This window comes from Rhodococcus sp. 05-2255-1e (assembly GCF_002259025.1).
Classification (GTDB): Bacteria; Actinomycetota; Actinomycetes; order Mycobacteriales; family Mycobacteriaceae; genus Rhodococcoides; species Rhodococcoides fascians.
This window is the reverse complement of record NZ_NOZE01000009.1, coordinates 539,582-561,588: the sequence shown is the minus strand read 5'-3', so window position 1 is coordinate 561,588 and position 22,007 is coordinate 539,582. Positions and strand designations below refer to the sequence as shown.

Annotated in this window: 19 protein-coding genes and 1 pseudogene; 7 read left to right on the top strand and 13 right to left on the bottom strand. The window is 65.6% G+C overall.

The features are described from left to right. Nucleotides 1-43: 43 nt before the first annotated feature. From pyrE to clpB, 5 genes are all read right to left on the bottom strand, one after another. Nucleotides 44-592 (bottom strand): orotate phosphoribosyltransferase, encoded by a 549-nt coding sequence (pyrE, locus tag CH262_RS06000; RefSeq protein WP_027494314.1) that lies wholly within the window; start codon nt 590-592, stop codon nt 44-46. Nucleotides 593-694: 102 nt separating this feature from the next. Next, entirely contained in the window at nt 695-1,270 is a 576-nt protein-coding gene (locus tag CH262_RS05995; protein ID WP_094717224.1) for a LemA family protein, read from the bottom strand. A 57-nt stretch (nt 1,271-1,327) separates the two neighbouring features. After that, nucleotides 1,328-2,290 (bottom strand): hypothetical protein, encoded by a 963-nt coding sequence (locus CH262_RS05990; RefSeq protein WP_094717223.1) that lies wholly within the window; start codon nt 2,288-2,290, stop codon nt 1,328-1,330. 116 nt (nt 2,291-2,406) lie between these two features. Then, on the bottom strand, nt 2,407-3,360 hold the full coding sequence (locus tag CH262_RS05985) for a DUF5666 domain-containing protein (protein WP_094717222.1): 954 nt from the start codon (nt 3,358-3,360) through the stop codon (nt 2,407-2,409). A 95-nt stretch (nt 3,361-3,455) separates the two neighbouring features. Then, the gene (gene clpB / locus CH262_RS05980) at nt 3,456-6,002 is read right to left on the bottom strand and encodes an ATP-dependent chaperone ClpB (RefSeq protein ID WP_094717221.1); all 2,547 of its coding nucleotides are present in this window, start codon (nt 6,000-6,002) and stop codon (nt 3,456-3,458) included. A 213-nt stretch (nt 6,003-6,215) separates the two neighbouring features. On the opposite strand from clpB, the gene CH262_RS05975 reads away from it, so the two are divergent. Beyond that, nucleotides 6,216-7,376, top strand: coding sequence for a globin domain-containing protein (locus CH262_RS05975; RefSeq protein ID WP_032382279.1), 1,161 nt, complete (start codon nt 6,216-6,218; stop codon nt 7,374-7,376). Nucleotides 7,377-7,393: 17 nt separating this feature from the next. Here the strand turns inward: CH262_RS05975 and CH262_RS05970 are convergent, their stop codons facing one another. The 3 genes from CH262_RS05970 to CH262_RS05960 all read right to left on the bottom strand — a co-directional run bounded on the left by CH262_RS05970 (nt 7,394) and on the right by CH262_RS05960 (nt 9,072). Continuing rightward, entirely contained in the window at nt 7,394-8,086 is a 693-nt protein-coding gene (locus CH262_RS05970) for a hypothetical protein (protein WP_143547072.1), read from the bottom strand. A 106-nt stretch (nt 8,087-8,192) separates the two neighbouring features. Beyond that, the gene (locus tag CH262_RS05965; RefSeq protein ID WP_032373673.1) at nt 8,193-8,474 is read right to left on the bottom strand and encodes a DUF2277 domain-containing protein; all 282 of its coding nucleotides are present in this window, start codon (nt 8,472-8,474) and stop codon (nt 8,193-8,195) included. A gap of 22 nt (nt 8,475-8,496) precedes the next feature. Then, nucleotides 8,497-9,072, bottom strand: coding sequence for a TetR/AcrR family transcriptional regulator (locus CH262_RS05960; protein ID WP_027494321.1), 576 nt, complete (start codon nt 9,070-9,072; stop codon nt 8,497-8,499). Between the two features lie 95 nt (nt 9,073-9,167). Here CH262_RS05960 and CH262_RS05955 point away from each other — a divergent pair. Then, a pseudogene (locus tag CH262_RS05955) lies at nt 9,168-10,538 on the top strand (cytochrome P450); the annotation flags it as partial. 26 nt (nt 10,539-10,564) lie between these two features. Here CH262_RS05955 and dinB read toward each other — a convergent pair. Next, nucleotides 10,565-11,752 carry a DNA polymerase IV gene (gene dinB, locus CH262_RS05950; protein ID WP_032364970.1) on the bottom strand — a complete coding sequence of 396 codons (1,188 nt, stop codon included), beginning with the start codon at nt 11,750-11,752 and terminating at the stop codon, nt 10,565-10,567. Between the two features lie 179 nt (nt 11,753-11,931). Here dinB and CH262_RS05945 point away from each other — a divergent pair, with 179 nt between their 5' ends. The 3 genes from CH262_RS05945 to CH262_RS05935 are packed head-to-tail and all read left to right on the top strand — an operon-like array spanning nt 11,932 to nt 15,886. After that, entirely contained in the window at nt 11,932-14,205 is a 2,274-nt protein-coding gene (locus CH262_RS05945; RefSeq protein WP_094717219.1) for a putative bifunctional diguanylate cyclase/phosphodiesterase, read from the top strand. Between the two features lie 11 nt (nt 14,206-14,216). After that, nucleotides 14,217-14,840, top strand: a complete 624-nt coding sequence (gene bluB, locus CH262_RS05940) for a 5,6-dimethylbenzimidazole synthase (protein WP_179274518.1) — start codon at nt 14,217-14,219, stop codon at nt 14,838-14,840. After that, a complete protein-coding gene (locus tag CH262_RS05935; RefSeq protein ID WP_094717218.1) occupies nt 14,837-15,886 on the top strand; it encodes a hypothetical protein in 1,050 nt (349 codons plus the stop codon). The genes bluB and CH262_RS05935 overlap by 4 nt, the downstream gene beginning before the upstream one ends. 4 nt (nt 15,887-15,890) lie before the next feature. Here CH262_RS05935 and CH262_RS05930 read toward each other — a convergent pair whose 3' ends face one another. The 4 genes from CH262_RS05930 to CH262_RS05915 all read right to left on the bottom strand — a co-directional run bounded on the left by CH262_RS05930 (nt 15,891) and on the right by CH262_RS05915 (nt 18,383). Beyond that, nucleotides 15,891-16,403, bottom strand: a complete 513-nt coding sequence (locus CH262_RS05930) for a DUF427 domain-containing protein (protein WP_032364925.1) — start codon at nt 16,401-16,403, stop codon at nt 15,891-15,893. 22 nt (nt 16,404-16,425) lie between these two features. Further along, complete coding sequence (locus CH262_RS05925; protein ID WP_094717217.1) at nt 16,426-17,220, bottom strand: DUF2637 domain-containing protein; 795 nt, start codon at nt 17,218-17,220, stop codon at nt 16,426-16,428. 40 nt (nt 17,221-17,260) lie between these two features. Continuing rightward, nucleotides 17,261-17,563 carry a WhiB family transcriptional regulator gene (locus tag CH262_RS05920; protein ID WP_032364923.1) on the bottom strand — a complete coding sequence of 101 codons (303 nt, stop codon included), beginning with the start codon at nt 17,561-17,563 and terminating at the stop codon, nt 17,261-17,263. Nucleotides 17,564-17,822: 259 nt separating this feature from the next. After that, on the bottom strand, nt 17,823-18,383 hold the full coding sequence (locus CH262_RS05915) for a gluconokinase (protein WP_094717375.1): 561 nt from the start codon (nt 18,381-18,383) through the stop codon (nt 17,823-17,825). An 80-nt stretch (nt 18,384-18,463) separates the two neighbouring features. Here CH262_RS05915 and CH262_RS05910 point away from each other — a divergent pair, with 80 nt between their 5' ends. Together CH262_RS05910 and otsB are read left to right on the top strand one after the other, a co-directional pair. After that, nucleotides 18,464-19,207 (top strand): FadR/GntR family transcriptional regulator, encoded by a 744-nt coding sequence (locus CH262_RS05910; protein WP_027494331.1) that lies wholly within the window; start codon nt 18,464-18,466, stop codon nt 19,205-19,207. Between the two features lie 59 nt (nt 19,208-19,266). Next, on the top strand, nt 19,267-21,819 hold the full coding sequence (otsB, locus tag CH262_RS05905; protein WP_094717216.1) for a trehalose-phosphatase: 2,553 nt from the start codon (nt 19,267-19,269) through the stop codon (nt 21,817-21,819). Nucleotides 21,820-22,007 lie beyond the last annotated feature (188 nt).

Below are 22,007 nucleotides of genomic sequence, written 5' to 3'. Positions count from 1 at the left end.
CAGTCATTTTCGCGGCCGGGCCCCCGGTCCGGCCGCGAAGTGGCTACAGACCGAGGTCGGCCAAGCCGAGCAGGGATCGATATTCGAGCCCTTCGGCGGCGATGACATCGTCCGCACCCGTCGCCCGATCCACGACAGTGGCGACCCCGACCACCGTCGCGCCCGCGTCGCGCAGGGCTCGAACTGCGGTCAGGGGCGAATTGCCGGTCGTCGTCGTATCTTCCACCACCAGAACACGTTTGCCGACAATGTCCGGTCCCTCGATCTGACGCTGCATACCGTGCGCCTTCGCTGCCTTGCGCACCACGAATGCGTCGATCGGCCGGCCCTGCGCGTGCATGATCGCCATCGCGACGGGATCTGCGCCCATCGTCAAACCGCCGACCGACGCGAAATCCCAGTCGGCGACGAGTTCGCGCATCAGCGAACCGATCAATGCACCTGCGCGATGATGGAGGGTCGCCCGACGCAGATCCACGTAGTAGTCGGCTTCCTTGCCCGAGGACAACGTCACCTTCCCGTGCACGACGGCGAGCTCTTTCACCAGATCGGCCAGTTCCTGCCTGTCCGAATTCGCAGCGCTGTCGGCCATGTTCGGGTTCCTCTCGTCGTGCCATGAGGCGGTCGGGTCGGTACGAACTTACCCACCGAGATTCTCGACCACCCGCACCCGGGTACTGGGCGCAGCGCTCCCCTACGCGGCGACCTCGGCGGCGCGGTGCTCGTCCAGGGACTCCTTGGTTTCGACGAACGGTTCGGGCGCGGTCACCGAGCGAGCCTTCGCGACCAGCGACGAGGGGAACGATCCGACGGCCTCGGACAGCTGATACGCCGTGTCGTTGTACACCCGCACCGCGCCGGCAATCCGCTTCTCGGTGACCGTCAGGTCGCCGGCCGGCCCCTGGAACGCCCAGTTGCCGACGACACTGCGGCGCGCTTCGGCGTCGTCGAGAACCGCGTGGAAGGCGGCGGACAGAGCGTTCTCGGCGGCAGCCTGCGCCTGCAGGCCCAGTCCGCGATCACGGACTGCCTTGGACCACGAACGCGCTCCGGCGAGCTGCCGCAGCAGGTCGCCCGACAGGTCCGCCGACTCGGCCGCAGTCAGAAACGGTTGCAGTTGCTCGTATCGACGCTCGAGCTCGATGTCGACGAGCCGTGCGCTCTGCTCGGCCAGACCGCGGTACCGCGCGAGGCGGCGCACCACACTCAGGATGTAACCGAGAACGACGAGTACCAGCACGAGGACCACAACGCCCGAGAAAACCGTCACGAGGTACGAATTTAACGGTGCCCAGCCGCCGAGGCCGGTAGGCACGCCCGAGAATGATCAGGGTTGGTTGCGTCGCCGATCCGCATCGAACGGAATCGGACGGGACACGGGCGGACGCGGCACCGGTCGCACCGGATTCACCGATCGCGTGGCCTGCGGTCCGCTCTGATCCGGCCTCGGTGGACTCGGCCGTCGAGTCGCCTGCTGCGGACGAGAATCGGCAGCAGGACTTCTCGTCTCCACACCGCGAGGCTCGACACTGCGCGGCTCCACACCGCGCGGCGGGACGTTCCCGGACTGCTGGTTGCGGGGCGGCCCGACGCGCGGTTCCTGCACCAACGGTCGACCCGGATCGCTTCGATCACGAACGGACTCGCCGCCGCCCGGACGCGAGCCGTACACCGCGCTACCGCGGACCGGCGGCAGAACGTGCAGCATCCCCGACAGTCGCGCCACCGCATCGATCGCGGCATCCCAATCGCGCCCCGAGCTGGTCAGGGGCATCGATCCGAGAGTCCAGTCCTGTTCACTCCACAACAGCTGCAGATTCTCGGGAATCGACTCGGTGAACGCAGCCATCCGCTGGTCACAGACACGACGAGCGATGTCGACGTCGGTGGCGAACACCACTCGCGGTCCGATGGACCCGAGCAGTTGCATGTCCTCGTCGCGCGGAGGTGGCGTCGAGCGGGGCCTCAGGTCGATATCGACGTCGGAGCCGACGGAACGCTGCACGGCCACGATGGTGCCCGTTTCCTCGACGTCGAAGAGTACGAACTCCTCACCACGCCGAACTCCGGTGACGACACCGAGAGCCACATCGAACTCGGGCTTGGACAGCGCGGCGCGCGAGAACTGGGTGACCAGCTCTCGGTCGTGGGGTCGGTACTCGTACCCCTGGGCCTTGGCCCACATCTGCCGAACCCGACCGGATCGATCTCGCTTGGATCGGTCGATGTAGAGCAGCGCTGCTGCGCCCACGAGTGCAATTACCGCCAGGCCGAACCACATTGCCGTCATCGCGAACCACCTTAATCGACTTCCACCTCGCGCCCGTCCACCGCCGCCGACTCCTGTGAACGGTCATAGGAGCCGCACGAAGAGCTGCGGGTCATTCCGCAGGCTCCGTTCCCGCCTTACCCTCCGAGCTTGGGGGTCTCGATGATGACGTTCGCACGGATGATTCCGTTCTCGACGGCCTCGCCCTGCACCACGACGAAAGCACCGACGGCCAACGACGCCAGATCGCGACCGGACAACGAGATTATCTGGGTCTGCGGTGTGGTCTGCACTGTGACCGGAGCGCCGTCGAGGCCGTCGAGCGTCAGAGTCGAACCGTCGTTGGCGCTGATCGTTCCCACCGACGAACCCAGCTGACCGAGAATCTCGGGAATTCCCCCTGGGATCAGCTCGGGCGTGGTGGCGGTGCCCGATTCGGTGGGCTGCGGCGCTGTCGTGGGCGCACTCGACGTGGGCGGCCTGATCGACGTCGACGTCGACGGACCGGTGGCAGTGGTGCTGGGCTCGTCCGATCCCCCGCTCAGGAAGGAAATTCCGAAGAACACGACAATGGCGAGGACGACGAGTCCGATCAGCGCCAGAACCCACGGCCTGGGCCCCTTGCTGCCGGAATCGGTCGCGTTCGGATCCCCGGTGGGCGGCGGAGCGCCGTACTCCGGCGGCTGCCCGAATTGCTGAGTGTGGCCGAATTGCTGAGTGTTGCCGTACTGCGGGGCCTGGCCATATTGGGGTTGACCGTACTGCGCAGTCTCGTAACCCGGGGGTTGACCGTACTGCTGGGTCTGGCCGTATGCCTGATTTGCCGCCGCCTGCTGCTCCGGGTCGTAGGGCGGGAAGGCCTGCGTGGGCTGATAACCGGGCGGATAGGCCTGCGGGTCCGGGTTCTGACCCGCCTGTGTCGGATACTGCTCCGTCGGTTGCGAGCCGTCGGGATACTGCTGGGCACCGGGATACTGCTGGGCACCGGGGTACTGCTGTCCGTAGGCCTGGGTCGATTCTGCTGACTCCGGCCCGTCCGCCGCGTCCTGATCGCGTTCTCTGGGTGACCGCGGGTCGTCCGGATTCGTCATCCCACGAGCGTACCTACCCGGTACACCCCGGTTGAAGGCAAAAACAGGCCCGCACGAGCTGTACTCGTGCGGGCCTGCTCGGGAAAAGACCGCGGCTAGCCCAGGATCAGGCGCTCTCCGTCAGGGCTGACACCGACCGACACCACATCGCCGTCGTGGACGTCGCCGGCGAGCAGCAGCTTCGCCAGTTGATCCCCGATGGCCTGCTGGATCAGTCGACGCAGCGGCCGCGCTCCGTACAGCGGGTCGTAGCCGCGAACCGCGAGCCACATCTTCGCCGGTGACGACACGTCAAGCGTCAGTCGACGAGCTGCCAGACGCTTGGCGAGGAAGCCGAGCTGGATGTCGACGATCGACTCGAGCTGATCCTCGGACAACGCGTCGAACACCACCACGTCGTCGAGTCGATTGACGAACTCGGGCTTGAACGATCGCCGCACCGCGTCCATCACCTGCTCCTTGGTACCGCCGGCACCGAGGTTGGAGGTGAGGATCAGGATCGTGTTGCGGAAGTCGACGGTCCGGCCCTGGCCGTCGGTGAGCCGGCCTTCGTCCAACACTGCGAGCAGGATGTCGAACACATCGGGGTGCGCTTTCTCGACCTCGTCGAAGAGCACAACCGTGTACGGACGCCTACGCACGGCCTCGGTCAGCTGACCTCCGGCCTCGTAGCCGACGTAGCCCGGAGGTGCACCGACGAGCCGAGCGACGGCATGCTTCTCGCTGTACTCGCTCATGTCGATACGCACCATCGCGCGTTCGTCGTCGAAGAGGAACTCCGCCAACGCTTTCGCCAGCTCGGTCTTACCGACACCGGTCGGTCCGAGGAACAGGAACGATCCCGTCGGACGGTTGGGATCGGCCACCCCGGCGCGGGAGCGTCGGACGGCGTCGGACACCGCTTGTACTGCACCCTTCTGCCCGACGACTCGCTTGCCGAGCTCGTCTTCCATGCGGAGCAGCTTCGCGGTCTCACCCTCGAGCATCCGGCCTGCCGGAATTCCGGTCCAGGCCGCGACGACGTCGGCGACGTCGTCCGGTCCCACCTCCTCCTTGAGCATGACGTCACCCTGAGCCGGCGAGTCCTCGGTCTTGGCTGCGAGCTCCTTCTCAAGAGTCGGGATACGTCCGTAGCGCAGCTCGGCGGCCCGGCCCAGATCGCCGTCGCGTTCGGCGCGGTCGGATTCGCCGCGCAGGTTCTCGAGCTCCTCCTTCAGGACCCGCACCGAGTCGATGGCGTTCTTCTCGTTCTGCCAGCGGGTGCTGAGCCCGGCGAGCTTCTCCTGCAGATCGGCAAGTTCCTGGCGGAGCTTGTCGAGCCGAGCCTTCGACGCGTCGTCGGTCTCCTTCGCCAGGGCCATCTCCTCGATTTCGAGGCGACGGACGGCACGTTCGACCTCGTCGATCTCGACCGGGCGTGAGTCGATCTCCATGCGCAGCCGGGACGCGGCCTCGTCGACCAGGTCGATGGCCTTGTCCGGCAGGAACCGGGCGGTGATGTACCGGTCACTGAGCGTGGCCGCGGCGACCAGGGCGGAGTCCGTGATCCGGACGCCGTGGTGCACCTCGTAGCGCTCCTTGAGTCCGCGCAGGATGCCGACGGTGTCCTCGACCGACGGCTCACCGACGTAGACCTGCTGGAAGCGTCGTTCGAGGGCGGCATCCTTTTCGATGTACTTGCGGTACTCCTCGAGGGTTGTCGCACCGACGAGGCGCAGTTCACCGCGGGCGAGCATCGGCTTGATCATGTTGCCCGCGTCCATCGCCGATTCACCGGTCGCACCTGCTCCGACGATGGTGTGCAGCTCGTCGATGAACGTGATGACCTGGCCTGCGGAGTTCTTGATGTCGTCGAGCACGGCTTTGAGCCGCTCCTCGAACTCACCGCGGAACTTCGCGCCCGCGACCATCGAACCGAGGTCGAGGGAGACGACGGTCTTGCCGCGCAGGCTCTCCGGTACGTCACCGGCGATGACGCGTTGCGCGAGTCCTTCGACGATGGCCGTCTTGCCGACACCGGGTTCGCCGATGAGCACCGGATTGTTCTTGGTGCGCCGTGAGAGAACCTGCACGACGCGCCTGATCTCGGTGTCGCGGCCGATGACGGGATCGAGCTTGCCTTCGCGGGCCAGCGCGGTCAGATCGGTGCTGTACTTCTCCAGCGCCTGGTAGGTGTTCTCGGGATCTGCGCTGGTGACCCGAGCACTGCCGCGAACGGCTTGGAAGGCGTCGCGCAGCTCGTTGGGTCCGGCTCCGTGACCGGTCAACAGCTTGCCGACGTCGTCGCTGCCGGTCGCCAGGCCCACCATGATGTGTTCGGTGGAGACGTACTCGTCGTCGAGTTCGGTGGCCAGATGCTGTGCGGCGGTGATCGCGGCGAGGGTTTCACGGCCGAGTTGCGGAGTGGTGGTCGAACCGGATGCCGAGGGCAGGCGGTCGACGAGGTTCTGCGCTTCTCGACGCACCGTTGCAGGGTCGACGCCGACGGCCTTCAGCAGTGGTGTGGCGATGCCGTCGGTCTGATCGAGCAACGCCACCAACAAATGTGCCGGACGAATGTCCGGGTTACCGGCCGCGGATGCGGCCTGCAGGGCAGCAGAGAGCGCCGCCTGCGACTTCGTGGTGGGAGTGAAACTGTCCACCGGTCACCTTCTTCCGAGAGTGGGATTCGAGACTGTCGCTGGGTACAACCATAGACAAGTTGAGTCTGTTCCGCTCAACCTTGATTTTTCTCGTGCGCGTTTTGCGTACCTGGAGGGGCGCAAGACGCGCACGAGGGCGCAGCCCTGATGCGCGAAAGTCTCGATCGGTCTACTTTGGTGACGGTCGAAGGTGTCAATCGGTGGGGGTGGAGGTTGCTCGACGCACGCACGGTCTCCCTGGTCCGCACCGGATTCAAGTCGGTAGCGGCTGCACCGAACGGTCCCGAACAGCTGTCCCGGTCGTTCTACGCTCACCTTTTCGCCGAGTATCCCGACTTCCGTTCCCTGTTCCCGGCGTCGATGGACGCATTGCGCGAGCATTTCGTCCTGGCACTGGGGTACATCTTCGACAATCTGGACGATGCCGACCGCGTCGAGCCGTTCCTCGAACAGCTGGGCCGGGACCACCGCAAGCACGGAATTTCCGGGGCACATTTCCGGGCGGGGAGTTCGGCGCTGATCAGCGCCTTCCGGAGCTTCGCCGGCACCGAGATGTGGACCGACGAGGTCGAGACCGCCTGGCGAGACGCCCTCACCGTGGTGAGCAACGCGATGGCCGCCGCCGACAACGACGAGCTGCCCCCGTACTGGAGCGCGACGGTCGTCGAACATCACCGCCTGCTCGACGACCTGGCCGTGGTGCGACTGAAGACCGACGGGGAGATTCCGTACTTCCCCGGCCAGTACGTCAGTGTGCAGATTCCGCAGCGGCCCAAACTGTGGCGCTACCTGTCCCCTGCCATTCCCAGCAACCCCTACGGCGAGATCGAGTTCCATGTTCGACGCGTATCCGGAGGCTGGGTATCACCGGCGATGGTCACCGAAACGACTGTCGGCGACCGTTGGCTGATCAGCCCGCCGCTGGGCGGCATGCACGTCGATCGCACGATCGGCGAGGACGTGCTGATGATCGCCGGGGGCACCGGTTTGGCACCGTTGCGCGCGCAGGTGATGGAGATGGCCCAGCGCAGCACCAATCCGCGGGTGCATCTGTTCGTCAGTGGGACGTATCCGTGCGACCTCTACGACCTCGACACACTGTGGCAGCTGTCGTTGTCGAATCCGTGGCTGACGGTGGTGCCGGTGACCGAGGAGCTCGAGGATCCGTGGTGGCACTCGGGTCCGACGCGCGAACTCCCGTGGGGCATGCATCATCGACTGCACGGCCCGGTGGGCAAGGTGGTGACGCGGTTCGGCTCGTGGGCCGATCGGCAGATTCAGATCTGTGGATCGCCGTCGATGGTGCGCACCACGCTGTACGCACTGCGCAAGGTCGGTACGCCGATGGAGCACATTCAGCACGATCCGTTCTGACTGCGCTGCAACGCTTTTCAGCCGGGAATGATCTTTCGGCCGGAGATCGACCGCGGCGGGAGGTCCTCGACGATGCCTCCGACGACCAGCCGCGGTGTCCAGCTCTCGGTGACGAGCCTGCCGTCTCCGGTGATGATCGCCTCGGGATCGGGGTCGACGAGAATGGGATATCCGGTGTCGGACGTAGCTCCGACGTTCTGCACCAACAGGCCGTTCTCGATGGTGTAGTACACGTGCACCGGGTGCAGGTCGGAGTCGAAAGCCCATGGGCGACCGATGAATATCACTGCGTCGCCGGTGCCGTCGAGCACCGATACGGAGCCGTCTCGCTCGAGCCGCAACTCCCAGCACGCAGGCATGGATGCGGTGAACTCGAATCGATGCGGGGCCTGGGCTTCGAGCAGGTGAATCATCAACAACGCACCCTCGCGTGGGTCTCGTTGCGGCACAACCACTTCGAACGAGCCACATTCGTAGAATCTGGATCCGAACGGTCCCGGTACGCCTACCCCGAGATCGTCGGCGATGGCCAATTCCAGGCGGATCGAACCGGATCCGTTCTCGGCCCGCAAGGTGATGCCCTCGGAAGGATGGGGCATCGGGGACTCGTCGCGGGGCGCGTAGGACAACACCGCTCGCAGCAGCGGCTCGGCGACCTCGGCGTCACCGTCTCGGGAATCGAACGTGCGTCGTCGTCGTCGATCGGTCATCGTCACCCCCTTCGCCTGACTCGACCAGTTTGCCACCCTCGACCCCGATCGCGCGTCCGATTCTGCGGAAAACCATCCATTCGATGCAGTGGTCTGCTAGCGCGCATCAGGCCCCGGCAGCCGCCTTGGCGGCAATCCGCGCCTGCACTTCCGGACGCCTGAGCGGCGGCACCGTCGGAGGTGGCTGCCGCCGGTCCGGCAGGGCGTCGAGCAGCCGATGCGTCGTGGCCGTCACCTCGGCGACTGCCGTCTCGAACGCGTCACGGGTGGCGTCGGACGTCTTCTGAACTCCGCTGATCTTGCGGACGTACTGACGCGCTGCGGCCTCGATCTCGTCGTCGGTGGCGTGTGGTTCCAATCCCCGCAGGGTGGTGATGTTTCGGCACATTCCCCGACGATAGACCCGCAGGTCACACCTCGAGAAGACCTGCAATCGCCTTCAGACACAGCTCGCGAACCTGTTCCCTCTTCAGAGTCCTGCGCTCCACCCAGTCGTGACAGACCGCGCGGACGAAAGCCACCCACCCGCGGAGCGCGGCCCGGATCATCTCGTCGTCGTGGAACTCGTCCGGCAGCGCGTCGAGAATGCGCTGCTGCTGAATGTCGAACTCGCGCGTGAGGATGTCGTTGATGCGGTCGTCTCCGAGCAGCGCGCCTCGATTGACCGCTCGGACACCGTGCGCATGCTCGTCGGTGTAGGCGATGTAGGCGTCGAGTCCGGCGGCTATCTGCTCGAGGACCGGCAACGAGGGGTCCGGGGCGGTGACGGCGAGGTTGCGCTCGGATTCGGTGCGCACGATCTCGACGAAGAACTCCCGCTTGGACGGGAAGTAGTGATACATCAGACCCCGTGAGACCCCGGCCAGGTCTGCCACTTCCTCGATCCACACGTCCTCGTAGGGACGTTCGGCGAACAGGGTCGACCCGATCTCGATCAGCTGCGCACGCCGCTGCTCCGGTGTCATGCGTTTTCGAGGTGTGGTCATGGGGTTTCGAACCTTACTTGACACGAGTTCAACGGTGAGTACGGTCACTATTTGACACCGGTTCAACGAGTCGGTTCGGGGACTGAGGAGCGGCCATGTCGACGGAATTCGCACTACGAGACGGCGTACTACCGCATCCGCCGTATCGATTGCCGATACTGGGCGACGTCATCGGCGTCGACCCGCGCTCGCCGATCCAGGATTCGACCGCTCTGGCCGCCCGGCTCGGACCGATGTTCGAGCGCCACATTCTCGGCAAACGCTTCGTCTTCGCCTCGGGTGCCGACGTGGTCGGCGATCTGTGCGACGAACACCGCTTCGAGAAGTTCCTGCCGCCGGGCGTCGAGCGCCTCCGCGACATCGGTGCCGACGGCCTGTTCACCGCCTACAACCATGAGCCCAACTGGCAACGCGCCCACGATCTGTTGCGGCCGGCGTTCACCGCCGGAGCCATGCGGGGCTACCACGACATCATGGTGAACGTCGCGGACGATCTGATCGAGCATTGGACCGAGCGTTCGCGCGACGCGTCGACGACCGACGTGTCCTCGGACATGACGAAGCTGACGCTCGAGACCATCGGACGCACCGGATTCAGCTACAGCTTCGGCTCGTTCACCCGCGCCGAACCACACCCGTTCGTGTCCGCGATGGTGGGCGCACTGACGTACAACCAACGGCGGGCGTTGGTATCGATCCCGGCGTTCGCCGCGCCGCTGTTCGCCCGATCGGACCGCCGCTACGAGCAGAACAAGAAGTACCTGGCCGAGGTACTCACCGACGTCGTACGTACTCGTCGACAGTCCGACGGCGACTTCACCGACCTACTGCAGATCATGATGGACGCGGCGCGCGAGGCCGACAACCCGAATGCATTGAGCGAAGCCAACATCGGCCACCAGATTCTGACGTTTTTGATCGCCGGGCACGAGACCACCTCTGGTGCATTGTCTTTCGCACTGTACTTCCTGGCCACCCACCCCGACGTCTTCGAACGTGCTCGGGCCGAGGTGGACGAGATATGGGGGACGGACAAGCCGGAGTTCGGCCAGGTCCCCAAACTCCGGTACGTCCGCCGAGTCCTGGACGAATCACTGCGTCTGTGGCCGACGGTTCCCGCGTTCGGACGCGGCGCACGAGCCGACACCGTCATCGGCGACGGCTACCCCATGGCGGCAGGAGACTGGGCGATCGTGCTCGCGACGGCCCTGCACCGAGATCCGGTGTGGGGCGACCGGCCGGAGAAATTCGACCCCGACAACTTTCTGCCCGCCCGCATCAAAGCTCGGCCGGCGCACGTGTACAAGCCCTTCGGGACGGGCGAAAGAGCATGCATCGGAAGGCAATTCGCCATCCATGAGGCCGTACTGGTACTCGGCACCGTGCTGCAACGCTTCGATCTGCAGGCCGACCCGTCGTATCGGCTGAAAGTCACGGAGCGGCTGACCATGATGCCCGAGGGCTTCGGGTGCAGCCCACGGTGCGCACGTAGTCAGTCCGGCAGCAGCGGTACCGATACCCCCGGGTCTCGTCCGAGCAGTACCCCGCGCGTCAGCGACGTCGACCCGAACTTCTTGTGCACCCCATCCAACGCACGGTCGAGAGCCGACGCCTCGGGTGGTCTGCGTACCGAGGGGGCGTCGAACTGCAGTTCCAGTTGCTCGGCTCCACCCCTGTCGATGCTCGAGACCGTCACCCCGACCAGCGTGATGCCCTTCTCCGCGATCAGCGGAGCCGCCTCGTGCAGCAGCTCGAGGGCGGCATCGAGGATGTCCCGGGTGTCGGCGGTGGCGCGATCGAGGGTGTGCGATCGGGTGGCCCGAGTGAAATCGGCAAACCGCAAGCGCAACATGACCGTTCGGCCGGTCCGCTGCGCGCCCCGCATTCGGTGCGTGACGCGATCGACGAGACCGATCAACGACGCCTCCACCTCGGCCGCGTCGTGCCGCCCGCGGCCCAGGGCCCGTTGGGCACCGATGGAACTACGCGACTTTCCGGGCTGCACGCGGCGCGGATCTCGGCCCATGGCCAGTGCGTACAGGTGCGCTCCTGCGCCCTTTCCCAACACCGAGGCCAGCGATCTCTCGCCGTAGGCCGCGATGTCTCCCACGGTTCGGATGTCGAGCACGTGCAGCTTCTCGGCGGTGACCTTGCCGACGCCCCACAGCCGTTCGATGTTCAGCGGGTGCAGGAACTCGAGTTCACCACCGGGTGGCACCAACAGCAGCCCGTCGGGTTTGGCGAACGCACTGGCCACCTTCGCCAGGAACTTGGTGGTGGCAATCCCGACGGTGATCGGGAGCCCGACCTGTTCGGCGACGTCGCGGCGCAGTTGCTGCCCGATGTCGAGTGCACTGCCCGCTATCTTGCGCAGGCCTCCGACGTCGAGAAAGGCCTCGTCGATGGAGATTCCCTCGACGAGCGGCGTCGTGTCGTGAAAGACGTCGAACACGTCCTTGCTCGCCTGGGAGTACGCCTCCATACGCGGAGGCACGACGATCGCCTGCGGACAGACCGCCCGCGCCTGCCCACCGCTCATCGCGGTGCGTACCCCGAAGGCCTTGGCCTCGTAGCTGGCCGCGAGTACCACCCCCCCGCCGACAATCACCGGTTTTCCCCGCAACCGCGGGTCGTCTCGCTGCTCCACCGAGGCATAGAAGGAGTCGAGATCGGCGTGCATGATGCTCGCTTCCCCGCTCTTCGCCTTCCCGGCGTTCGACTCCACGATTTCATGCTCCCACGAGGCACCGACATCCCCGTTACCTGCATCGAGCCCGAAAAACACCCCGAGAAAGTGACCCAGGTCACCTGATGTGCCATTGTTGAGTCGTCGGATCACGCGAACGGCTGGAGACAACTGTGACGGCCTGGTGGCGGTGGTACGGAGCACTCGGCGTACTCGGCTGCATCGCCTACTTCGCGGTGCCCGACTCCGTCTGGTCGCAATCGATCTTCGTCGTGGTCGGGGCGTCCGCCGTCGCCGCCACGATCGTGGGAACGAGGCTCAACCGTCCGCGCAACCGAACCGCCTGGTGGAGCATCGCCGCGGGCACCGCGGTGTGGGTGCTCGGCGACATCGTCTACGAGTGGCTTCACGCCGGCGGAGGCGTCGCGTCCTACCCGTCGCTCGCCGACGCGCTCTACCTCGTCGGCTACCCGATCTACGGTTTCGGACTGTTTCTGCTGGTCCGGCACAAGTGGAGGGCGAGCGAACGCGGCCACATCGCCAACAGCGCTATCGTGATGGTCGCATTCGCACTGCTCACCTGGGTTTTTGCGGTCCAACCGTCGCTGGATGGGGACGGCATTTCCGGCGTCGCCGGGCTGGTCGATGTCGCCTATCCCGCGATGGACATCTTTCTGCTCGGGTTGCTCGCCCACTTCGTCGGCTCTCGTCAGTGGCGGGCACTGTCCTACCGACTGCTCACCGCGGCGGTGGTCCTGCTCGTCGTCACCGACACCGTCAACAACTTCTCCATCGTGTCCGATTCCTCGGCCGACCGCTCGCTGCTCGACGCGGGATGGACGCTGTCCTACGTCCTCATCGGCGTCGCCGCACTCCACCCGTCGATGCGGAGAATCACCAGTCCCACCATCGAATCCGACGCCCACCTGATGGCGTCGTTCACCACACCGTCCGTCGTCGTGCTGACCGCCGCCACGCTCACCGCCCCCGCCGTGATGGTCGTCGAAGTCGTGCGCGAGAAGCCGATCGCACAATGGGGATGGGCGGTCATGCTGTGCGCGGGCATTCTGGTGGTCCTGGTGATCCTGCGCATCACCGACCTGCTGCGACTGCTGCACACCCAGACCGTTCAGCTCCGTGCCGTCGCCGACACCGACCACCTCACCGGGCTGGCCAATCTGCGCGCCCTCGAACACCGGATCTACGGCAACGCCGGTGAATCGACATTGCTGACGGTCGACATCGACCGCTTCACCGAAATCAACGACACGTTCGGACGGGGCCTCGGAGATCAGGTGTTGGCCGCCGTCGCCACCCGACTGCGCACGGTGGGCGACGACGCGATCCTGTTGGCACGCTTGGCCGGTGACGAATTCGCGTTGTGCGGTGAGTCGGATTCGATGGATCCCGCAGCCCTCGCCCGCGACATACTGGAACAATTCTCGACGCCGTTCGAGGTGGGCAACATGTCGTTGCTCATCGAAGCGAGCGTGGGGGTGGCGACGAACGCCCCGGCGCGCGTCGCCGAGGACGACGCCACACCCGACCGTCTGGTGCAGCGCGCCGACCTCGCCGTGCAGGCCGCGAAGACCGTGCAATCGCGCGTCGCGTACTACGACCGGTCCATGGACCGGGACAAGAGCGAGCAGTTGATCATGCTGGGCGAGCTCACCGCCGCCCTCGCGTCGGATCAACTGAGACTGCGCTATCAGCCCCAGGTCGACCTGGACTCGATGACCGTGGTGGGGGTCGAAGCCTTGCTGCGTTGGCACCACCCGAGTGGAGACATTCTCTCTCCCAGCGCATTTCTGCCCACGGCCGAGCACACCGGACTGATCCGCCCACTGACCCGCTACGTCCTCGAGCAAGCCCTGGCGGAACGACAGCGATGGGCAGCATCGGGCCTGAACCTGCGCATGGCCGTCAACATCTCCACTCGAAACCTGTTCGACGACAGTCTGATCTTCCACGTGTCCCGAGTCCTGTCCGAGTTCGATTGCCCTGCAGAGCAGTTGACCTTGGAGGTCACCGAGAGCTCCGCGATGACCGACCCCGCCGGTGCCACGGAAGTGCTGGCCGGTCTGCACGCCATGGGAGTGCAGGTCGCCATCGACGATTACGGCACGGGCTACAGTTCTCTGGCCTACATCGAGCGCCTCCCGGTCCAGGAACTCAAGATAGATCGAACGTTCGTCAGCGGAATGTCGCACAATGCCACTCACGCCGCCATCGTTCGCTCGACCATCGAACTGGCGCGCACACTGGGGCTGTCGGTGACCGCAGAGGGCGTGGAGGACGAAAGGACGGTATCGGTGTTGCGTGAGCTGCGATGCGGACGGGCGCAGGGCTTCCATCTGGGCCGCCCCACCCCCGGCGAGCACCTGCCCGCCCTCGTCTACGAACTGAACGAGAACCTGAAAACTGTTATCGGAGAACGGATATCATGACCGAAGCCACACTGTCGGTATACGCGGCCATTCGATCTCGCCGCGACGTGCGAGCCGAGTTCGACGGAACCGTCGTCGACGACGACACCTTGCGCCGCATCCTCGGCGCAGCGCATCAGGCACCGAGCGTCGGTAACACCCAGCCCTGGGATTTCGTGGTGGTCCGCAAACCCGACACGTTGAGCGCCTTCGCCGCACACGTCGCCGACTGCCGACAGGACTTCGCGGACAAGCTCGACTCCGAGCGCCGACAGACGTTCGATCCCATCCGTATCGAAGGGATCGAGACCAGCGGCACCGGAGTGGTGGTCACGTACGACCCGAACCGGGGAGGCCCGCACGTCCTCGGTCGCGACACCGTCGACGACACCGGATTGTTCTCGGCAGTACTGGCCATCGAAAACCTCTGGCTCGCAGCGATAGCCGAGAACGTCGGGGTCGGCTGGGTGTCGTTCTACGACGAGGCGTACCTCACCGAACTGCTCGACATCCCCGCCCCGGTGCGTCCGATCGCATGGTTGTGTGTGGGCCCGGTCGAGTCGTTCCAGGAGGTACCGGATCTCGAGCGATTCGGCTGGCGCACGGGGCGTCCACTGGACGATGCCCTGCACTTCGAGCAGTACCGCCGATCGTGAAAACCGCTCTCACCGCGGCGACGGTCACGTGCCTCCTGCTCGTGGGGTGCTCTCCTGCCCCTGACGAATCCCCCTCGCCGGCAACCACTCCGGCAACAACTCCGGCAGCCGAACCGGCCCAGGCACCCGATTCTGCCGATCCCGTCGGAACTGTCGTTCCGCTCCCCGGGGCTCCCGAGGGCATCGTCGTGGGGACGTCGGGCATCGCCGCCGCCGGAGTACGCGAGCCCGACGGCGTGGTGCTGTTCGACGCGGCGACGGGTGCCGTCCGGCAGATGGTCCAGACGACGGGCGCACCCCGGCACCTGTCGCTGGCAGGTCTCGACGGCCCGGTCCTGGCCCCGCTCGAAGGCAGTGACGAACTACTCGAAGTGGCGCTGAACGACGGCGCGATCCTGTCCACGGCCACGGGTGTCGGACGCCAACCGCACGACGCGGTGCTCACCTCCGGCGGCACGATCGTGGCTACCAACGAGATGGGCGGCGGGGTGATCTTCCTGCGCGAGGGATCGGTCTTGTCGGAGCTACCGCCGGGCCCGGTCCAGCCCGGTGGCGCTGCCGCTCTCGGCCCGTACGCCGCCGTCGCAGACGTGCAGGGCAACGGTGTGTGGGTCTACGACGGCGCGACCCAGCGGGAGGTGGCGCAGGCCCCGATCGGCGTCAAGCTGACCCACGCCGTGACGGTGAACGAGACAACAGCCGGGTTCGCCGACACCGACGGCGGAACCGTTCTTCTCGCTTCGGTCGACGCTGCGGGGAGTATTCGCCAGACCGCGTCGATCGAGGCCCCGGGAAATCCGTACGGACTTGCCGTCGACCGCGACCGGGCACTGCTGTTCGTGACGTTGACAGCGTCGAATCTGCTGCGCGTGGTCGATGTTTCGGACGTCTCCGCACCGCGAATCCTGGGCGACGTCCCGACCGTGACACAGGCCAACTCCGTTGCCGTGGACCCGCGCACCGGGGACGTGCTGGTGACCGGCAGCGACCCCGGCGCAACGAGTTCGATTCAGATCATCCCCCGCGCCGAGCTACCCGCGGGGTGAGTGATCACCAGCCGTAGGAGCCTGGAATGCCCTTGAACGGCCCGACCACGTCGTCGGTGATCCAGCCCTCGTAGAAACCGCCTTCTTGCGGCCGGACCGCCTCGCCGTCGATTTCGCAGTCGAGTCGGCTGGGTGAGAACGCGAGGTAGCCGGCGATCTCGGCGAACCGCGGTGTCGGGTTCTCGTAGCTCCACCCCGCGGCCGGTGCCACGGCGTCCCCTCCGTGCACGTCCCAGTACGTCGCCGCGCCCTTCCATTCGCAGTGCGTCGACCGGGCCTCGGACGGCGTCAGCGCACCCGGAACCACGTCTGCGGGAGAGATGTACCAGGTGGGCGGATGGCTGGTTTCGAGCACTCGGTACGCGGCGGTGGTGCGCGCGACCACCTCGCCGCCGAGCCGGACGACCAGCGAACGGTTGGAGGACTCGAGCTTCGGTGGACGGGGGTAATCCCACACCGACTCCTGACCCGGCTTCGGCTTCTCGGGAACTACGGATCTCGGCAGATTCTGGCTCATCACTCGATGGTGCCACCGGATGTCACGGAGCGTCGACGGGATAGAGATCGTCCACCCGTTCCTCGTCGAGAATCCAGCGATCGACGTCGTCCAATGGTTCGACCGTGCGCACGGACGTGAACGGAATATCGCTCGTCGGCGAATCGCGACGAACATCCTCGATCAGCGTCTCCTGGGTTCGCGCACCCGAGGTGTCGCCGTCATGGTCGTCGATGCTCGCGGCGCCGGGGACCGTCAGCCTCCGGGCATCGACCGGAACGTCTGCGGTGCTCGACTCGACGTCGTCGGGTTGCTCGGTTGTGCGGTGCTGTTGCGCCTCGGCCTTGCCGGTCTGTTCGACCGCATGGACCTGTGCGATTTCATGGGTCTGTTCGGGTTCGGGTAGTTCGACGTCGCGCGGCAGTTCGGCCGGCACTCGGACCAGGATGCCGAGTCCGTGGGTCGCGGCCAACAGACTGACCGGGGCGACCGTTGCAATGGCCGCCGACAGCGCCGGATGCAGTGTTCCGGCGTCGGAAATGAAGGCGTGCATGGCATTTGCGCCGATACTGACCAGAGCCGCCGTGATCAACACGCCCCAGAAAAAGCGTCGACCACTGCGTTGTTCCTCGAATTGGGCGAGTGCGATAACGGAGATCGTGGCCTGCAAGATGGTGCCGTCGACGATCACGGGCCACAGCCACGACAGAGAACGCGGGACGCCCGCCATCGTGGCTAGATCCCACAGTGCGGCGAAACTCAACACGAACGACGCGATTCCGATGACGGTGGTGATGACGACCGCACTGACGAGCGTCGCACGCAGGACCTTGTTCATGGGTCGTCATGAAACACGAGCCCACCGACAGGTTTTCCGATCAAGCGGTACGAACGGCTCCGCGGTAGAAGTCTGCGCGATCGTGTGCAGACATTCCGCCCCACACGCCGTACGGCTCGTTCGCCTCGAGTGCGTGCTGACGGCATTGCTCGAGCACCGGGCACCGGCCGCAGACCTGCTTGGCGGTCTTTTCCCGAGTGGCGCGGGCACGGCCTCGCTCCCCCTCGGGATGGAAGAACACGGACGAGTCGAGACCACGACACAGACCGTCGAGTTGCCAGTCCCAGACATCTGCATTGGGAACGGGAAGTTGGACCGGCCTGGCGGGTGCGCCTCGCACCATGAGCTGTCTCCTCACTGAAAAGTGAACAAGCTCACCTTCTCGCATTCGTCGTACTTTTACAAGTCCTTTCGGTCATTCGTAGTACTTAAAATCAAGCGCGCTTGCTTGGAATATGCACTTACCGGACACTCCGCCCCGGACCTCTGCCCTGTTTCGGCCCCCGGGTGTGGATCAATGTCCCATTGCCGCACTCTGACCGACTGAATCCCGCATTGATCCGAACCCGGGTGGGGAGCGAGAGGGCAGAGGCAGGCAGCACTCAGTGGCTTTCGGACATTCCTGCGCGTTTTTCGAGTTCGACGAGGACGTGTTCGGCGATTTTGGTGGGCGGCGGGCCGATGTCGACGACGATGGCGTTCTCGTCGTCGCCGAGGGGTTCCAGTGTCGAGATCTGGGTGTCCAGCAGCGAGGACGGCATGAAGTGGTCCATCCGTGCATTCAGACGCCCGCTGATTCGGTCCTTGGTTCCGGCCAGGTGCACGAAGATCACCGGCGCCCCGTCCCTGGCTCCTGCGCTCAGTACGTCCCGATACGACCGTTTGAGTGCCGAGCACGTCACGATTCCCGATCGTCCCGTGCTGGTGTGGTCGGTGATCCACTCGGCGATGATGTCGAGCCACGGCCATCGGTCCTCGTCGGTCAGGGGCTGACCCGACGCCATCTTCGCGACGTTGGCGTCCGGGTGCAGGTCGTCGCCCTCTTGGAGGTCCCATTTCAAGGCTCCGGCGAGGATGCCTGCCACGGTTGATTTGCCCGATCCGGATACCCCAATCACCACGAGAACCGGATGGTGCGCTCTGCCTGTCTTCTCTGCTGCCATGCCTCGATACTGCTCCATCCGGTGCATCGGGATCGGACAGACGCGAGAAACCGGGCAACCCGTGGGACGATCGATCGGACATGACCGAGACCAATGATTTTCGCCAACTCCACGATTCGGTGCTCGACGAGCTCGGGCGCGACATCGTGAGTGGCGCGATCCCGAGTGGCACCCGAATCTCGGCCGACGACGTCGCCGTGCGGTTCGCCGTATCGCGAACCGTGGTGCGAGAAGTCGTTCGTGTTCTCGAGTCACTGGGCCTGCTCACCGTTCGGCGACGCGTCGGCATCACGGTCCTGGGTTCGCAGAACTGGAACTCCCTCGACCCGGTGGTCATCCGCTGGCAACTGGCCGGTCCTGCCCGCGCCGAGCAGCTTCTGCTGCTCAGCGAACTGCGCTCAGGTATCGAGCCTCTGGCGGCCAAACTCGCTGCCCACCGAGCCACCCCCGAGCACTGCGGGGCGCTGACCGCGGCGGTTATCGGTATGTCGTCGACGTCGCGTTCCGCGGACTCGGAGGCCTACCTCGAACACGACTGCAACTTTCACCGCACGCTGTTGGAGGCGTCGGGCAATCCCATGTTGCGGTCGATGTCGGACATCGTCGTCGAGGTACTCGCCGGACGCACCCGCCATGCCTTGATGTCGCGGCAAGCAGACCCCGAGGCCATCCGGTTGCACGGAGTGGTCGCGTCCTCCATCCAGTCCGGTGACGCCGACGCCGCCCAACGAGCGATGTTGGCCATCGTCACCAAATCCGCGAGGTCGATGTCGGCTGCTTCCGGTGTGACGCCGTCGCCCGGTCTGGTTCCCGACCAGCAGTGATGCACCCAGCGCACAAAGCCAGGTACGCCGACACGAGGTTCATCGCCTAGATTCGACGCGTGACTGCTCTCGAATTGCCGCTCGAACTTCGCCGCGCACTCGTCGGAGTCGCTCGGACTCCGCGTTTGCTCGTCGCGTCCGATTACGACGGAACCATGGCTCCGATCGTCTCCGACCCGCAGAAGGCCTTCCCGCACCCCGAGTCCGTCAGCGCCATGCGCGGGCTCGCCTCCCTCGCCGGCACCAACGCTGCGGTCATCTCCGGCCGCGCTCTTCGCGATCTCGCGATCCTCTCGCGATTGCCGTCCGAGGTGCAGCTCGTGGGTAGCCACGGCAGCGAGTTCGACGCCGGGTTCGTCAACGCCATCGACGACGACGCCAAGAAGCTCCTCACCGTCATCACCGGCGAGCTCCAAGCCATCGCCGACGCCCATCCGGGCGTGAGTATCGAAACCAAGCCGGCCAGCGTCGCACTGCACGTGCGCAACGCCGAGCCCGCCGCGGGCGAGGAAGCCCTGGCCGCCGTGCGTTCCGGTGCTGCCGCACGCGACGGCGTCCAGGTGACCGAGGGCAAGTCCGTCATCGAGCTGGCCGTCATCATCACCGACAAGGGCGTCGCCCTCGATATCCTCAGACATCAGGAAGCCTCCACTGCCGCAGTCTTTTTCGGCGACGACGTCACCGACGAGAAGGCATTCGGCCACCTGCACGGACCCGACATCGGAGTCAAGATCGGACCGGGCGACACCCTCGCCGAGTTCCGCATCGACAGCACCGAGCACGTGGCGCTGGCACTGGCGTTCCTGCTCGAGGAGCGTCGCCAGTGGCTCTCCGGAGCCGACGCCCCGCGCATCGAACGACTGACGATGTTGGCCAGCCCCAACGCCGTCGCGCTGCTCACTCCCGATGCGGATGTCACCTGGCTCTGTCACCCCGAGCCCGATTCGGCAGCGGTGTTCGCGCATCTGCTCGGCGGCGATCAGGCCGGTCACTTCAGCATCGGACCCGTCCGCGCATCACTTCCGCTGAGCCAGCAGTACGTGGACGGCACGATGACCGTCCAGACCAAATGGGCCAGCCTGCAGGTCACCGACTACCTCCCGCACGACATCGGCCAGGGCCAGACCGCACTGACCCGCGTCGTCACCGGCAAGGCACCCGCCATCGTCACGTTCGCGCCGCGTCCGGAATTCGGAAAAGCCTGGGCGTCGCTGGAACCCGACGTCGACGGCCTGCGCATCCTCGGCACCGCAGACCCGATGGTTCTGCGCAGCCCCGGAGTCACCTGGAACATCGTCTCCGACGGATCCCAGCAGTCGGCCCACGCCGAGGTCGATCCGTCGAACGGGCCGATCGTTCTCGAATTACGGCTCGGCACAGACGATCTGGACGAGCACCCGTGGCCCGAGGTCGAACGCCGTCGAGCGTCGGAGTCGTATTGGAAGGACTGGGCCGACGGCCTTGACCTGCCGCCGCTCAAGCGCGATCTAACGAAGCGATCGGCCCTGACTCTGCGCGGCCTCGTGCACGCAGAATCCGGCTCGATCATGGCCGCCGCCACCACGTCGTTGCCCGAAGACATCGGTGGAGTGCGTAACTGGGACTACCGATACTGCTGGCTGCGCGATGCAGCACTGACCGCGACCGCACTGGTCGACGTCGGATCGACTGCCGAGGCCGAGAATTACCTGTCGTGGATCCATGGGGTACTCGAATCGGTGTCGGGACCCGAACGCCTGCACCCGCTCTACACCATCTGGGGCCTGGGCCTGCCACCCGAGGCCGTCATCGACGAGCTGCCCGGCTACGCGGGCTCACGTCCAGTACGCGTGGGAAACGCTGCCAACCAACAGGTTCAGCTCGACGTCTTCGGCCCCATCGTCGAATTGGTGTCCGCCCTCGCCCACGCACGTAAGGCCAAGGGCTCGGAAAACGGCCTCTCCGATGACGACTGGGAACTCGTCCGCGCGATGGTCGAAGCCGTCGAGCGACGCTGGTTCGAGCCCGATCACGGCATCTGGGAAATCCGAGACAATCCCCGCCATCACGTGTACTCCAAAGTAATGGGGTGGATCACGGTCGACCGCGCCCTCGGACTGGCCGAAACATTCGGTCGCACAGCGGAACCGCGCTGGAGCGAGCTTCGTGACACCATCCGAGAAGAAGTGCTCGCCAACGGCTGGAACGACGAAGTGCAGTCCTTCACCGCCGCTTACGACGGCACCGACCTCGATGCCGCGACATTGTTCATCGGGCTGTCCGGCCTGATCGATCCGGCAGATCCGCGCTTCGCCGCCACGGTCACCGCCACCGAAGCCGAACTACGCAGTGGGTCAACGGTCTACCGCTACCGCCACGACGACGGTCTGCCCGGCGGCGAAGGCGGATTCCACCTGTGCGCAGCATGGCTCGTCGAGGCATACCTGCTGGTGGGCCAACGCGCCGAGGCCGAGGCTCTGTTCGCTCAACTCGTCAGCGCCGCCGGACCGACCGGACTGCTCAGTGAGGAATACGACCCGATTGCCGAACGGTCGCTCGGCAACCACCCCCAGGCCTACAGTCACCTCGGTCTGCTGCGCTGCGCGAGATTGCTCAGCGCTCAGCCTGCATGACCCCCCGCCCCGCCTCGCGCACCCGGTTCACTCCTCCCCAGTTGGGATCAATGCGCCTTTGTTGCACTCAGACTGACTGAAACCCACATTCATCCCGAACGGGGTTCCAACCGACACTGAATGAATGTGGCTTTGTTGCACTCTGAGTGACTGAAACCCACATTGATCCCAAAAGGGGCGCAGATCTG